Source organism: Streptomyces sp. NBC_00258 (assembly GCF_036182465.1).
Taxonomy (GTDB): domain Bacteria; phylum Actinomycetota; class Actinomycetes; order Streptomycetales; family Streptomycetaceae; genus Streptomyces.
Window position 1 is genome coordinate 1,734,556 of the sequence record NZ_CP108081.1, and the last position, 13,099, is coordinate 1,747,654.

The following is a 13,099-nucleotide window of genomic DNA, read 5'->3' on the forward strand; positions in this document are numbered from 1 at the left end:
ACAGACCCCCTGACAGATCCCGACTGATTCCAACCGGTGTGGAGGTGGTGGACCGTGCGGCCACTGGAGGGCATTGCCGTCGTCGAGCTGGGCATGTGGGTGGCGGCACCTGCCGCTGCCACCATGCTCGCCGACTGGGGCGCCGACGTGGTGAAGGTGGAGGCTCCGACCGGTGACCCCAACCGGTACACCCTCAAGCACGTCGGTCAGGACATCGACAGCGCGCCCCCGTTCGAGACCGACAACCGCGGCAAGCGCGGGATCGTCCTCGACCTGCGGTCGGACGAGGGCAAGGACGCGTTGGAGCGGCTCCTTGAGCGCGCCGACGTCTTCGTCACCAATCTCCGCCCCGGCGCCCTGGAACGCCTGGGCCTGGCACCGGACGAGCTGCGTGTCCGCCATCCCCGCCTGGTCATAGGCACGTTGACGGGCTACGGCTGGACGGGCGCCGAGCGCGACCGGGCCGGGTACGACGTCTCCGCGTTCTGGGCCCGGCCCGGCATCGCCGCCATGCTCAACCCGGCCGGGGAGCCGCCGCCCGGTATCCGCCCCGGCCTCGGCGACCGTACGGCCGCGTCCAACCTGGTGGCAGGCGTTCTGGCCGCCTTGCTGCGGCGGGGGCATACGGGCGAGGGCGGCGTGGTCGACGTGTCGCTGCTCCGCTCCGGCACGTACGCCAACGGCAACGACCTCGCCCTGCAGAACTTCTTCGGCAAACGCGGGCGCACCCGCCACCGGACCGAGCACGAGTCCCCGCTCTACAACTCCTACCGGGCCGCCGACGACCACTGGTTCTGGCTGGTCGGCCTGGAGGGCAACCGCCACTGGCCAGGTGTCGTCAAGGCGCTGGGCCGCGAGGACCTGGCGACGGACGAGCGGTTCGCGACCGGCAGGGCCCGGCGTGGCCACGTACGCGAACTGATCGCCGTGTTCGACGAGGAGTTCGCGCGGCGCCCGCTGGACGAGTGGGCGGAGCGGTTCGACGCCGAGGGCGTGTGGTGGGCGCCCGTGCAGACCCTGGCGGAGGTGTCGGCCGATCCGCAGGCGGAGGCGGTGGGGGCGTTCGTCGAACAGCCCGGCATGGGTGACGCCCCGATGCTGCGGACGGTGGCGACACCCGTCGCCTTCTGGGGCGTCGACGACAAGCCGCGCGGGGGCGCGCCGACACTCGGCGAGCACACCGACGAAGTACTCCGCGAACTCAACTGACCCGACAGATCTGCTCAGGAGGTACGGCGTGGGCATCCTCGACGACAAGGTCGCCATCGTCACCGGCGGTGGGAGAGGGCTGGGGCGGGCGCACTGCCTGGCGCTCGCCGAGGCCGGCGCGACCGTGGTGGTGAACGATCTCGGCTCGGGCATCCACGGTGAACAGACCGGTGACTCCCCCGCCGACGAGGTCGTCGCCGAGATCACCAAGCTCGGTGGCCGGGCGGTCGCCAACCACTCGTCGGTGACGGACTGGGCGGCGACCGAGACCATGGTCGCGGACACCGTCGCGGAGTTCGGCCGCCTCGACATCGTCGTGAACAACGCGGGGATCGTGCGCGACCGCATGCTGTTCTCGATGAGCGAGGCCGAGTTCGACTCGGTGATCGCCGTTCATCTCAAGGGCACCTTCGCGCTGACGCGGCACGCCTGCGCGTACTGGCGCGAGGCGTCGAAGCGGGGTGAGCGCGTCGCCGGCCGAGTGATCAACACGACGTCCGGGACAGGCCTGTTCGGCAACCAGGGCCAGTCCAACTACGGCGCGGCGAAGGCGGGTATCGCCGGGCTCACCGTCCTGACCGCCCTGGAGATGCGCCGGTACGGCGTCACCGCGAACGCCGTGTCGCCGATCGCGGCCACGCGGATGACGGACGGTCTTGACGTCGGCGCGTCCCTCCAGGCCGTGGACGGCTTCGATCCGCGCGATCCTGCCAACGCCTCAGGTGTCGTCGTCTACCTGGCCTCCGACACCTCGGCCTGGCTGACCGGCCAGGTCCTGCGCATCGAGGGCAACCGGCTGAACCGACTGCAGGGCTGGACCGTCGCGGGCGTTCATCCCAGCCGGTCCGGCGAGGCCCTCACGTACGACGAACTCGTCGAAGCCGTACCGCAGTTGTACGGAGTCGCCCCCGCCGGCCGCGCCACCGGAGTCGGCCAGTGAAGGCCCGGGGCAGCGGGGGCGGCCACGACGTCGCCGCTCTCGTGCTGCGCGCGACCCTGGGCCCGATGCTCTTCGCGCACGGCTGGAACAAGGTCGCCGGTCCTGGCGGGCTCAAGGGCACGACGGGCTGGTTCGAGGCGCTCGGGCTGAAGCCGCCCGAGATGCACGCCCGGATGGCCGCCGGGACCGAGATGGCGGCGGGCATGGGCATCACCCTGGGCGCGGCCAACCCCCTTCCGGCGGCGGCGGCCGTCGGCCTGATGGCCGTGGCGGCCCGGACCGACCACCGGGGCAAGGGCTTCTTCGTCTTCAAGGGCGGCTGGGAGTACGTCGGTGTCGTGGGCGGCGCGGCCGTCGCGCTGGCGGCGCTGGGCAACGGCAGGTACTCGCTCGACGGACTGCTGCGACGCCAACGGACGGGCGTGGGGCCCGCGTTGCTGTCCGCGGGAATCGGCACGGCGAGCGCTGCGGCACTGCTGGCCGTGTGTTACCGGCCCGAGCGGAAGCCGGACGAGACACAAACAGATCACTGAGTGCAACCAGGGTTATCAGGACTATCAGGGAGTCGACATGGACGCGGCTGACTTCAGTGCGGTGCTGTCCGAGGTCCGGCGCTTCGTCCGGGAGCGCGTCGTGCCGCTGGAGGCGGAGATCGACGAGAAGGACGAGATGCCCGCGGACATCCGCGAGGCGGCCAAGAAGATGGGCCTGTTCGGCTTCGCGCTGCCCGAGGAGTACGGCGGGCTGGGTCTGTCGATGTACGAAGAGGCCCAGCTCATGTTCGAGCTCGGCTACACGACCCCGTCCCTGCGGTCGATGTTCGGGACCAACAACGGCATCGCGGGTCATGTCCTCATGGTCGGCGGCACGGAGGAACAGAAGGCCGAGTGGCTGCCGAAGATCGCCTCGGGTGACGTACTGGCTTCGTTCGCGCTCACGGAGCCCGAGGCCGGGTCCGACCCGTCGACGCTGACCACGCGCGCCCACCTGGAAGGCGACGAGTGGGTGATCAACGGCTCCAAGCGGTACATCACCAACGCTCCGCTCGCCGACGTCTTCATGGTCTTCGCCCGCACCGACCCCGACGCCCCGCGCACCCGTGGGATCTCCACGTTCCTGGTGCCGGCCGGCACGCCGGGCCTCACCGTGGCTCCGAAGGACCACAAGATGGGCCAGTTCGGCGCCTGGACGGCGGACGTGTTCTTCGACGACGTACGCGTACCGGCCTCCGCGCTCGTCGGTGGCGAGGGCGGCCTGAACCGGGGCTTCGGCACGGCGATGGGCTGCATCGCGCACGGCAGGGTACACATCTCGGCGCTCTGCGTGGGCATGGCCGAGCGGCTCGTCCACGAGTCGGTCGAGTACGCCGGCTCCCGCCGCCAGTCCGGCAGGCTGATCGCTTCGTTCCAGTTGGTCCAGGGCCTGGTCGCCGACTCGATGACCGACTACTACGCCGGACGCGCCACGGTCCTGGAGGCCGCCCGCGCATTCGACGCGGGGACCGACACCAAGATCGGTCCGTCCTGCACGAAGTACTTCGCCAGCGAGATGGTGTGGCGGGTCGCGGACCGCGCGGTGCAGATCCACGGCGGCGCGGGTTACATGCGCGGGGTCGCCGTCGAGCGCTTCTACCGCGACGCCCGTCTCTTCCGTATCTACGAGGGCACGAGCCAGGTCCAGCAGGTGATCATCGCGAAGGCGTTGCTGGGAAAGGCGACACAAGGTTGAACCGAACACCAACTCCCCTTTTTCGCAGGGTTGTTGGGATAGTCTCCCGCTGACCGACGTCAGTCGCGCACGCCGCGCTCGTCGCACATGTCACGCGAGAGACCGGGATCCCCCATGTCCGACCTCCAGTTCAGCCGGTCCGTCGCGCTCGCCTACGCGGCGGTCGGCATGGACCCGCCGGCTCCGGTCCCGCTCCGGAAGAACGATCCCGCACGCGTCGGCCCCTATGTGCTGCTGTCACGGCTGGGCAGCGGCGGGATGGGCCGGGTCTATCTGGGCCGGGACACCGTCGGCGGGACGGGAAGGGCCGCGGTCAAGGTGATCCGGTCCGAATACGCGGAGGATCCCCTGTTCCGCAAGCGTTTCGAGCGCGAGGTCGGTGCGCTGGACCGCGTCCGGGGGGCGCACATCGTACGGCTGTTGGGCAGTGGCTTCGACGAGGACCTGGTGTGGGTCGCCACCGAGTACGTCCCAGGGCCGACGCTCGACGAGGTCGTCACCGCGTGCGGGCCGATCGACGCGGCGCCGGCCTGGCGGCTGATGGCCGACATGGGGCGTGCGGTCGAAGCCATCTGGCGCGCGGGGATCGTCCACCGTGACCTCAAGCCGTCCAATGTGATCCTGGCGTCCGACGGTGCCCGCGTCATCGACTTCGGAGTCGTCCAGGCCGCCGACGGCACCTCGATCACCGCCACGGGCCAGAACGTGGGCACCCCCGCCTTCATGTCCCCGGAACAGGTCAGGGGCAACGAGGTGACCGCCGCCTCCGACGTGTTCGCGCTTGCCTCCGCCCTCGCCTACGCCGTCACCGGGCTGGCGCCGTTCGGCGAGGGGACCGGTGTCGACGTCCTGCACCGGGTGGCCTTCGAACCGCCGCGGGAGGAAGTCCTCGCCAAGGTGGCGGCCGTCGATGCGGAACTGGCCGCGTTCGTCCGTGCCTGTCTGGACAAGGATCCTCGGAGTCGCCCATTACCGGAGGCGGTCTTCAGGACCGCCATCGGGCACCAGTTGCCGGCCCCGGTCGAGCAGCGGCCCCGGTCCACCCCGAAGTGGGCGCCCCTGCGCGACAGGCGGCCCGCCGCCCTCACTGCGGCACCGCCCGTGGACCCGTCCACCGGCTCCGGCGCGTCCGTCGCCCCTGCCGCGCCGACGCCCGGGAAGCGCAGAAGACTGATGGCGGGCGCCGCTGCCATGGCGGTCCTGGTCGCCGGAGGCATCACCGTCGCCCTTCTGCGGCAGGGCGACACCACACCCTCGGCAGGCCCCGGGCCGGAGGCGTCGTCGGCCGTGACGGAGAACCCGGCCTCGGTGCCCACCAGTTCGCAGAAGGCGCCCACGGCCACTCCGTCGAGGACGGGCCTCGACCGGGCGGCGGAGAAATCCCCCGGTGCCGGGGGCTCACGGGATCCCGCGACGCTGGACATCCGAACCGCCCGCTGTCCCGCCGAGATCGCGTCGGGAGCCCAGGGCGACTGCGTCGAGGCACTGCAGATGCTTCTCGTCGGGCACGGCCTGCGCGTCACGGTCGACGGACGGTTCGGGGAGGCGACCCACACCGCGGTCAGGGCTCTCCAGAGCGAGGCCGGTATCACCGTCGACGGGAAGGTCGGCGAAGCGACCAAGAAGCTGCTGTACGGCAATCCGCCCGGGCCGGTCAAGGCCGGCTCGGTCACCGTGACCCAGAGCGTCGACGGCGCGTCGGTCGCCCGGTGCCTCGACATCCGCGAGCCGGACGCACAGGTGTGGGGATGCCAGGGCACGGCCACGCAGAAGTGGGCGCTGTACCGGGTGTCCGGGCAGGGCTCCCAGTACCTCGTCGTCAACCAGGGCAGCCACCTCTGCCTGGACGCCGGCACGGCAGGCCGGAACGGCCAGCAGATCCGGGCCAGGAACTGCGACGGACAGAGCGCCCAGAGATGGCGGCTCGGTGGCGGCGGAACACTGGTCGGCGTCCCGGACGGCCTCTGCCTGGACGCGGAGGCCAGGACCTCGGGCCAGGACGGTCAAAGGGTGCAGGGATGGGGCTGTGCGGGCAGCATCAACCAGGTGTGGAACTGGTCCTGACACAGCGCCGGCTTCGGCTTCGGCTCAGATGCCGAGCCGGTCCAGCAGCCGCTCGTGGTACACCGCCGGGCCGCCGAAGAGCAGTTGTGAGGACTTGGCCCGCCGGAAGTACAGGTGGGCGGGGTGCTCCCAGGTGAAGCCGATTCCGCCGTGGACCTGAATGTTCTCCATGGCCGCGAACACGTAGGCCCGTGAGCAGCAGGCGTGGGCGACGGCGGCGGCGACCGGGAAGTCGGGGGCGCCCTCGGCGGCCAGCCGTGCCGCCTCGCGGGACGCGGCCTCGGCCAGCTCCACCTGGACGAGCATGTCCGCGCACTTGTGCTTGACCGCCTGGAACGAACCGATCGGCCGGCCGAACTGGTGCCGGGTACGGGCGTGGTCGGCGCTCATCTCCAGACACCGGCGGGCCCCGCCGGCCTGCTCGGCGGCCAGCGCGACCGTGGCGATGTCCAGGACCTTGGCCATGACGCGCCCGCCCGCCCCGTCCGCGCCGACGAGTGTGGCGGGCACGGCGTCGAACGTCAGCCGGGCCATCGCGCGGGTGGCGTCCAGGGTCTCCATCGGTTCGGCCTCCAGCCCCGTCGCCCGCCGGTCGACGGCGAACAGCGAAGGGCCGGCGACGGTGCGGGCGACGACGAGGAGCAGATCGGCCGTCGTACCGTCGATGACGAAGGCCTTGCGGCCGCTCAGTCGCCAGGCGGCATCTCCACCTCCGTCCGGCACGGCACGTGCGGAGATCAGGGCAGGGTCCCAGGAGCCGCTGTCCTCGGCGACGGCGAGGGTGGCCGTGGTCTGGCCCGAGGCGATGCCCGGGAGGTGGCGAGCGCAGGCCTCGCTGTCACCCGAGGCCAGCAGGGCCTGGGCGGCCAGGACGACGGTGGCGAGGAACGGCGCGCACAGCAGGGCGCGGCCCATCTCCTCCAGTACGACGCCGAGCTCGACCGGCCCGAAGCCGTCACCGCCGTACTCCTCCGGGATCACCAGCCCCGGCAGGCGCAGTTGGTCGGCGGCCTGTGCCCACACCGCCGGGTCGAAGCGCGGTTCGCTCTCCATGAGCTTGCGCACGGCTTCCTCGGGTGACTTGGCTTCGAGGAACTCCCGTACAGAGGAACGCAGTTCGAGCAGTTCGTTCTCGTCGGCGGTCACGACCGCACCTCCTTGGCCGTGGGGACGGCCGGTTCCTTGGGCAGACCGAGGACGCGTTCCGCGAGGATGTTCTTCATGATCTCCTCGGTGCCGCCGAGGATGCGCAACGCCGGTGTGGCCAGGAGGAGTTCGGACCACGCATACGTGCCCCACTTGCCGGTGTCCGCGATCACGCGCGGGCCGAGGACGTCGGAGACGAAGTGGGCGGCCCGGGTGAGGTTCTGACCGTACATCAGCTTCGAGACGGACATCTCGGGGCCCGGTGCGACACCGCCGCGGAGTTTGCGCAGGGCGCGCGCGTTGAGGTGTTCGGTGGCCATGGCGTCCACGAGGAGTTCGGCGAGACGGGCGCGCAGGGCGCGGTCGTCCCAGGTCCAGGTGGCCCGCATCAGTGCCGAGAGCCGGTCCGGGGACAGAGCGGCGGCCACCGGGCCCGCGCCCTCGCTGCCGACCGTCGCGCGCTCGTTCATCAGGGTGGTCAGGGCGACGGTCCAGCCGCCGTCGACCTCGCCGAGGCGGTGGTCGTCGGGGACGCGTACGTCGGTGAGGAAGACCTCGTTGAAGTCCGCGCCGCCGGTCATCTGCCTGAGCGGCCGGACCTCGACACCGGGGGCGTCCATGGGGACCAGGAACGCCGTGATGCCGCGGTGCTTGGGCGCGTCCGGGTTCGTACGGGTCAGCGCGAGGCCGATCTGGCTGTGCTGGGCGACCGACGTCCACACCTTCTGCCCGTTGAGCACCCAGTCCTCACCGTCACGGACGGCCTTCGTCGCCACGCTCGCCAGGTCCGATCCCGCGCCGGGCTCGCTGAACAGCTGGCAGGCGATGGCGTCCCCGCGGTACATCGCGGGGAGCCAGCGGTCCTTGATGCGGGGTTGGGCGTGGGCGAGGATCGTGGGACCGATCATGCCCAGGCCGATCACGCTCAGCGTGCCGGTGTCGGCGACGTCGTACTCGGACTCGATGGCGTCGTAGAGCAGGTCGTGGACGGGGGTGAGGCCGCGGCCTCCGTACGCGGGCGGGCCGGTGATCCAGCCGAAGCCGTTCTCGTGGCGGATCCGCTGCCAGTCCCGCGCCCGTTGCACGTGCTCGCGCTCCTCCTCGGGCGGGAGGCTGCTGAAGTACGCCATCGAGTCGTCGCCCTCGCCCCAGGTGAAGGCGGTGCGGTCGGGGGCCTTCGCCGCGTGGGCGTCGAGGAAGCGGCGCACCTCGGCGGCGAAGTCCTGCATGTCATGTTCCATCGGGGTCCCCTGCTGCTTTCAGGTCGAGAGGATCGTGACCGCCGACACGCCCGGCGCGCCGTACAGGTGGGTGTAGCCGACGCGCGGTGTGCCGGGGATCTGCCGGGTGCCCGCCGTGCCGCGCAGTTGGAGCACGATCTCGTGGATCTGGCGCAGGCCGGAGGCCCCGATGGGCTCGCCGTTGCCGAGCAGGCCGCCGTCGGTGTTGACCGGGAGCCGGCCGCCGATCTCGGTGGCGCCCTCGGCGATGAGGCGTTCCTGTTCGCCGTCCTTGCAGAGGCCGTTCTCCGCCATGTGGATGATCTCCGACCCGGCGTCGGTGTCCTGGAGCTGGGCGACGTCGACGTCCTCGGGTCCGATGCCGGCCCGTTCGTACGCGTCGCGGGCGGCATCCACGGTCGGGCTGACCACCGGCTCGCCGACCGGGAACGACGGGCTCTGCACCTCGAAGGCGCCGAGCCTGCGGCTGCGCAAGGAGGTGGACCGGATCCGTACGGGCGTGGAGGTGTACTTGTGGGCCTGGTCGGCGCGGCACAGCACGAGGGCCGCTGCGCCCTCGTCCGGGCCGCAGTACATGTACTGGCGGAGCGGGTGGTTGAGGACCGGGGAGGCCAGAATCTCCGCCGGGGTGAGAGGAGTTCGGCGCCAGGCCTTCTCGTTCCCGGCCGCGTTGCGGAAGTTCTTCGACGCCACGCGCGCGAGCGTGTCGTGCGAGATGCCGTGGTCGTGCATGTAGCGGTTGATCTTCATGCCGAAGAAGTGGGTGGTGAGGAAGAGCCCGGTCTGTCCGTACCAGGAGGGGATGCCGGCCACGGAGGGGTCCGCGGCGAACGCGCCGCGCGGGTGTTTGTCCAGGCCGATGGCGATGGTCAGGTCGTGCTCGCCGGTCTCGATGGCCCGGGCCGCAAGGGCCACCGCCGTTCCGGCCGTGGCGCAGCCGTTGAACACTCCGCGCAGCGGAACGCCGGTCAGGCCCAGCTTGCCGACGATCGCGTCCGGGTTCGCGACCTCGAAGCTGCCGACGTAACCGCCCTGGATCTGCGGCCAGGTCACGCCCGCGTCGGCGAGCGCCAGCCGTACGGCGTCCGCGCCCATGTCCATGGCGGGCTTGCCGGGAAACCGGCCGAAGGGGTGGAGCCCCACCCCGATGATGACGGCCTCGGTCATGACGCCTCCTCTGCCGACTCTGCCTGGGCGGACTCTTCGACCGGCGCGAAAGCGAACGTCATGACCTCGGTGCCGTCGTCCCGCACGGCATAGGGCACGAGCGTCAGCCGCATGTCCTGCCCGATCCGCAGCTTCCCCGGGTCGGGTTCGGTGAGACGGGCCTCGACCAGCAGCTCGCCGGGGAGTTCGACGTAACCGACGGAGTACGGCTCGAAGGTCTCCGGGCCGTCGTAGGGCGGGGACGGCGGGCGGAAGTTCTGGGTCGTGTACGTCCACAGCGTCCCGCTGTCCGCGAGCAGCCGTGTCTTCGACTCGTCGCTCGCGCACCGGACGCAGTCCGAAGCCGCCGGGAAGCTCACCAGACCGCACGCCGTGCACTCGGAGCCGATGAGCCGGAGGGGTTCGGATGCGGAGGGCGGCCAGGTGAACAGGCCCTCGGCGACCGGTCGTTGCGCTGTCGTCATGTCACACCCCGTTCCGGTTGCCGAGGGCGTCGGCGTTCGGAGCCGCCTTGGCCACCAGGTTCGGGACGACGGAGGACAGCTCCTCCGGCGTCCACCGGGTCTCGGCGCTCGCGCCGGGGCCGTTGACCCAGCCCTCCAGTACGGTGATCCGGTTGCCGACGACGCCGAACACCCGGCCGGTGACCTCGCGCGACGCCGCCGAGCCCAGCCACACCACGAGTGGGGAGATGGCCTCCGGGGTCAGGTCCTCGCTCTCGGCGGCCTGCTTCATCATCTCGATGTCCTCGGTCAGCCGGGTCAGCGCGGTGGGCGCGATGGCGTTCACCGTCACTCCGTAGCGGGCGAGTTCGGCCGCGGCGATGACGGTGAGGCTCGCGATGCCGGCCTTTGCCGAGCCGTAGTTCGACTGGCCCGGATTGCCGAAGATGCCGGACGGGGACGTCGTGTTGATCACCCGGGCGTCGTTGTCGTGACCGGACTTGACCCGCCCCCGCCAGTACGCGGCGGCGTGGTGCAGGGTCGCGAAGCTGCCCTTGAGATGGACGGCGAGCACGCTGTCCCAGTCCCGCTCGGTCATCGACACGATCATCCGGTCGCGGAGGATGCCGGCGTTGTTGACCAGCACGTCGAGGCCGCCGTAGGTGTCCACGGCCTGCTGGACGAGCCGGCCCGCGCCCTCCCAGGTGGCGATGTCGTCCGTGTTGGCCACCGCCTCGCCGCCGGCGGCGACGATCTCGTCGACCACGGTCTGGGCGGGCCCGGCCGAGGAGCCCCCTCCGTCGCGTGAGCCGCCCAGGTCGTTGACCACGACCTTCGCGCCGTGCGCGGCGAACGCCAGGGCGTGCGCCCTGCCGATCCCGTTGCCGGCCCCGGTGACGACCACGACACGGCCGTCGACCACTCCTTCGGACATCCTCAACTCCTTGCTGAATACGGCGAGTTGGCATCGCCGAGCAGTACTCGCGGATCCTCGCTGCCGCAGGCGCACCTGCCGGTGACGGCGCGGCCCGCGATGCCGAGCGGCGTCTCCGGGAGCAGTGAGGAACGCCCCTCCCCCGCCGAGACGTACAGCTGTCCGTCCTCGCGCTCGCCGACCCGCCATTCGGCGCCGTTGACGTGCGCGCCGCACCGCTCGGGGCACTCCAGCGCGAGAGCCGGCCCCACGGCCGAGATCAGACAGGCGGACACACCCACCCCGCGGAGCATCGGCACGGCCGCGGGACGGGCCAGTACGACGGCCGTCGAACGGAACATGTCACCGAGATCGGCCGCTCCGGCGAGTCCCTCCAGGGTCTCCGCCGACAGGCCGATCACCGCGTGCGGGTCCAGTTCGCGGTGGAAGACCGCGGTGCGGCGGTGGTCCCAGCCCATCGCCTCGGCGATGCCGTACGTGACCTTCAGCTCGCGCAGGGCACCGATCACCGCATGACCCCAGAAGCCCTCGAAGCCGGAGGTCGTCAACAGCGCCCGCCGGCCGGCGGTCAGTCCGTGTTCCCGCAGCCGTGCGGTGACCCAGTCGGTGTCGCGGGCGAGTTCCGCCCAGGTCAGCTCCATGTCCCGCATGCCGTCGGCGGTGGGGAAGCGTACGAGATAGGCCAGTTCGGGCCGGTCGAGTGTCCTGGCGCGGGCCAGGGTGTCGGCGCGCGCCATCAGCTCTTCACCACCCGGGGGAACTTGGCGACGCTGGTCATGGTCTTCAACAGGTCCTCCTCGGTGCGCATGTCGAGCACCGGCTTGACTCCGGTCCGCTCACGCACGGCCTCGCCGAGCCGTCCTGCCAGGGCGTCGACATCCTCGGTGAGCCCTGGGTCGTAGCCGACGCGGAGCCGCAGTTCGTCGACCTCGCGCCGGTCCCGGACGATCTGGAAGACTCCCGACGCCGTCTCCGGCTGGTCCTCCACCGCCTGCCAGATGTCCCGCAGGACCACGGAACGTCCCTGGACCAGCGTCTCGTCGCCGCGTCGACCGGCCACCCACATCCGGGCGTGGGTACGCCCGCAGCCGCAGCGGTCTCCCGAGAGGCGGACGAGGTCCTCGCTGCGGTAGCGGATCAGCGGGGCGGCCCGGTTGTCCAGGTCGGTGGCGACCAGTTCGCCGAGGTCCGTCTCCGGGACGTCACGCCATCCGCCCTGTTCGTCGACCTCGACGCACTCCGCGAAGACGGTGTCCTCCCAGAGGTGGAAGCCGTCGTGCTCCCGGCACTCCCAGGCGGTGCCGGTGTCGGCCGCGCTGGTGTACTCGTAGACGTCGATGCCCCAGTCGTCGCGGATCCGCTCGCGCATCTTCCGACTGAGGGGCTGTCCGGCGCACGAGGCGCCCTTGAGGGAGGAGAACGCCTCCTTGAGATCGGTGTGCTCGGCGAGGTGCTCCAGCTCCACCATCTGCGGATACATCATCTGCAGGTAGGCGGGCCGGTAGGTGCGCAGGGCCTCGACGACCTCGCTCATCTTCCCCAGCCAGGTGTCCACCTCGATCACCACGGCGCCGAGCGCCTGGTAGCCGGGGTCCATGAGGTTGCGGAAGGTGCCGGGCGGGCTCAGCACCCGGTCCCCCGGCCTGAGGCCGAGCTCCCAGAGGTCACGCACCTGTGCGGTGACCAGGGGCGGCGCGTCCTCCCAGATCTCGGCGAAGAACTCCGGGTCTCCGGTGGTGCCGGAGCTGGAGGAGACGGAGGTCAGCCCTTCGACGGGAACGCAGAGCAGACCGCCGAAGGGATCGCCGGTACGGGCCCGGTGGGCGCGCACCATGTCCTTGGTGATGAACGGTATGCGCGCCCGGAAGTCCTCCAGGGAGCGGATGTCACGTGGGTGCACCCCGTGCTCGTCCCAGAGCTCGCGGTAGAAGGCGGAGTTGCCGTACGCGTACTCGACGAGTTCCAGTACCCGTTCTTCCTGCCGGGCCCGCAGCTGGTCGCGGGGCATGGTCTCCACCTGTGGCTCGAAGTACCTGTCCCTGGTGTCCCTGTCACCGCCCATGGCGCCTCCTCGCGGCTCGGCTGCCCAGATCTTCCAGCCATCAGCGCAATCAGTCAACCAATTCGACGGATTCCCGGAAGACCCTCGCGCTCTAGCGATTCATATAGTTAACTATTAGCACTCATTAGACCTTCGGGAGAGCACGGAGAGAGCACTGTGAAGATC

12 protein-coding genes are annotated in these 13,099 nt (G+C 70.9%); 5 read left to right on the forward strand and 7 right to left on the reverse strand.

The annotated features are described in order from the left end of the window. Nucleotides 1–54: 54 nt before the first annotated feature. From OG718_RS08130 to OG718_RS08150, 5 genes are all read left to right on the forward strand, one after another. Complete coding sequence (locus OG718_RS08130; RefSeq protein WP_143641695.1) at nucleotides 55–1,209, forward strand: CaiB/BaiF CoA transferase family protein; 1,155 nt, start codon at nucleotides 55–57, stop codon at nucleotides 1,207–1,209. Between the two features lie 28 nt (nucleotides 1,210–1,237). Further along, nucleotides 1,238–2,149 carry an SDR family NAD(P)-dependent oxidoreductase gene (locus OG718_RS08135; protein ID WP_328843761.1) on the forward strand — a complete coding sequence of 304 codons (912 nt, stop codon included), beginning with the start codon at nucleotides 1,238–1,240 and terminating at the stop codon, nucleotides 2,147–2,149. Continuing rightward, a complete protein-coding gene (locus OG718_RS08140) occupies nucleotides 2,146–2,682 on the forward strand; it encodes a DoxX family protein (RefSeq protein WP_143641693.1) in 537 nt (178 codons plus the stop codon). The genes OG718_RS08135 and OG718_RS08140 overlap by 4 nt, the downstream gene beginning before the upstream one ends. Before the next feature lie 37 nt (nucleotides 2,683–2,719). Continuing rightward, nucleotides 2,720–3,877 (forward strand): acyl-CoA dehydrogenase family protein, encoded by a 1,158-nt coding sequence (locus OG718_RS08145; RefSeq protein WP_328843762.1) that lies wholly within the window; start codon nucleotides 2,720–2,722, stop codon nucleotides 3,875–3,877. A gap of 114 nt (nucleotides 3,878–3,991) precedes the next feature. Continuing rightward, a complete protein-coding gene (locus tag OG718_RS08150; protein ID WP_443054943.1) occupies nucleotides 3,992–5,941 on the forward strand; it encodes a protein kinase domain-containing protein in 1,950 nt (649 codons plus the stop codon). Nucleotides 5,942–5,965: 24 nt separating this feature from the next. Here OG718_RS08150 and OG718_RS08155 read toward each other — a convergent pair whose 3' ends face one another. Genes OG718_RS08155 through OG718_RS08185 form a run of 7 tightly spaced genes read right to left on the reverse strand, consistent with a single transcriptional unit; the run spans nucleotide 5,966 to nucleotide 12,934 of the window. Further along, nucleotides 5,966–7,087, reverse strand: coding sequence for an acyl-CoA dehydrogenase family protein (locus OG718_RS08155; protein ID WP_328843764.1), 1,122 nt, complete (start codon nucleotides 7,085–7,087; stop codon nucleotides 5,966–5,968). Then, a complete protein-coding gene (locus tag OG718_RS08160) occupies nucleotides 7,084–8,328 on the reverse strand; it encodes an acyl-CoA dehydrogenase family protein (protein ID WP_328843765.1) in 1,245 nt (414 codons plus the stop codon). The genes OG718_RS08155 and OG718_RS08160 overlap by 4 nt, the downstream gene beginning before the upstream one ends. Nucleotides 8,329–8,346: 18 nt before the next feature. Then, nucleotides 8,347–9,495: a thiolase family protein gene (locus OG718_RS08165; RefSeq protein ID WP_328843766.1), complete on the reverse strand. Its 1,149-nt coding sequence runs from the start codon at nucleotides 9,493–9,495 to the stop codon at nucleotides 8,347–8,349. Then, on the reverse strand, nucleotides 9,492–9,959 hold the full coding sequence (locus tag OG718_RS08170) for a Zn-ribbon domain-containing OB-fold protein (RefSeq protein WP_328843767.1): 468 nt from the start codon (nucleotides 9,957–9,959) through the stop codon (nucleotides 9,492–9,494). The genes OG718_RS08165 and OG718_RS08170 overlap by 4 nt, the downstream gene beginning before the upstream one ends. A gap of 1 nt (nucleotide 9,960) precedes the next feature. Continuing rightward, the gene (locus OG718_RS08175) at nucleotides 9,961–10,872 is read right to left on the reverse strand and encodes an SDR family oxidoreductase (RefSeq protein WP_143641687.1); all 912 of its coding nucleotides are present in this window, start codon (nucleotides 10,870–10,872) and stop codon (nucleotides 9,961–9,963) included. Nucleotides 10,873–10,874: 2 nt separating this feature from the next. After that, entirely contained in the window at nucleotides 10,875–11,609 is a 735-nt protein-coding gene (locus OG718_RS08180; RefSeq protein ID WP_328843768.1) for a hypothetical protein, read from the reverse strand. After that, nucleotides 11,609–12,934 (reverse strand): phenylacetate--CoA ligase family protein, encoded by a 1,326-nt coding sequence (locus OG718_RS08185; protein ID WP_328843769.1) that lies wholly within the window; start codon nucleotides 12,932–12,934, stop codon nucleotides 11,609–11,611. The genes OG718_RS08180 and OG718_RS08185 overlap by 1 nt, the downstream gene beginning before the upstream one ends. Nucleotides 12,935–13,099: the final 165 nt, after the last annotated feature.

What these genes read in the sequence shown, in the direction of transcription:
- OG718_RS08160 (WP_328843765.1), bottom strand. Translation starts at nt 8,328, where the DNA reads ATGGAACATGACATGCAGGACTTCGCCGCCGAGGTGCGCCGCTTCCTC.
- OG718_RS08185 (WP_328843769.1), bottom strand. Translation starts at nt 12,934, where the DNA reads ATGGGCGGTGACAGGGACACCAGGGACAGGTACTTCGAGCCACAGGTG.
- OG718_RS08175 (WP_143641687.1), bottom strand. Translation starts at nt 10,872, where the DNA reads ATGTCCGAAGGAGTGGTCGACGGCCGTGTCGTGGTCGTCACCGGGGCC.
- OG718_RS08145 (WP_328843762.1), top strand. Translation starts at nt 2,720, where the DNA reads ATGGACGCGGCTGACTTCAGTGCGGTGCTGTCCGAGGTCCGGCGCTTC.
- OG718_RS08180 (WP_328843768.1), bottom strand. Translation starts at nt 11,609, where the DNA reads ATGGCGCGCGCCGACACCCTGGCCCGCGCCAGGACACTCGACCGGCCC.
- OG718_RS08170 (WP_328843767.1), bottom strand. Translation starts at nt 9,959, where the DNA reads ATGACGACAGCGCAACGACCGGTCGCCGAGGGCCTGTTCACCTGGCCG.
- OG718_RS08165 (WP_328843766.1), bottom strand. Translation starts at nt 9,495, where the DNA reads ATGACCGAGGCCGTCATCATCGGGGTGGGGCTCCACCCCTTCGGCCGG.
- OG718_RS08150 (WP_443054943.1), top strand. Translation starts at nt 3,992, where the DNA reads ATGTCCGACCTCCAGTTCAGCCGGTCCGTCGCGCTCGCCTACGCGGCG.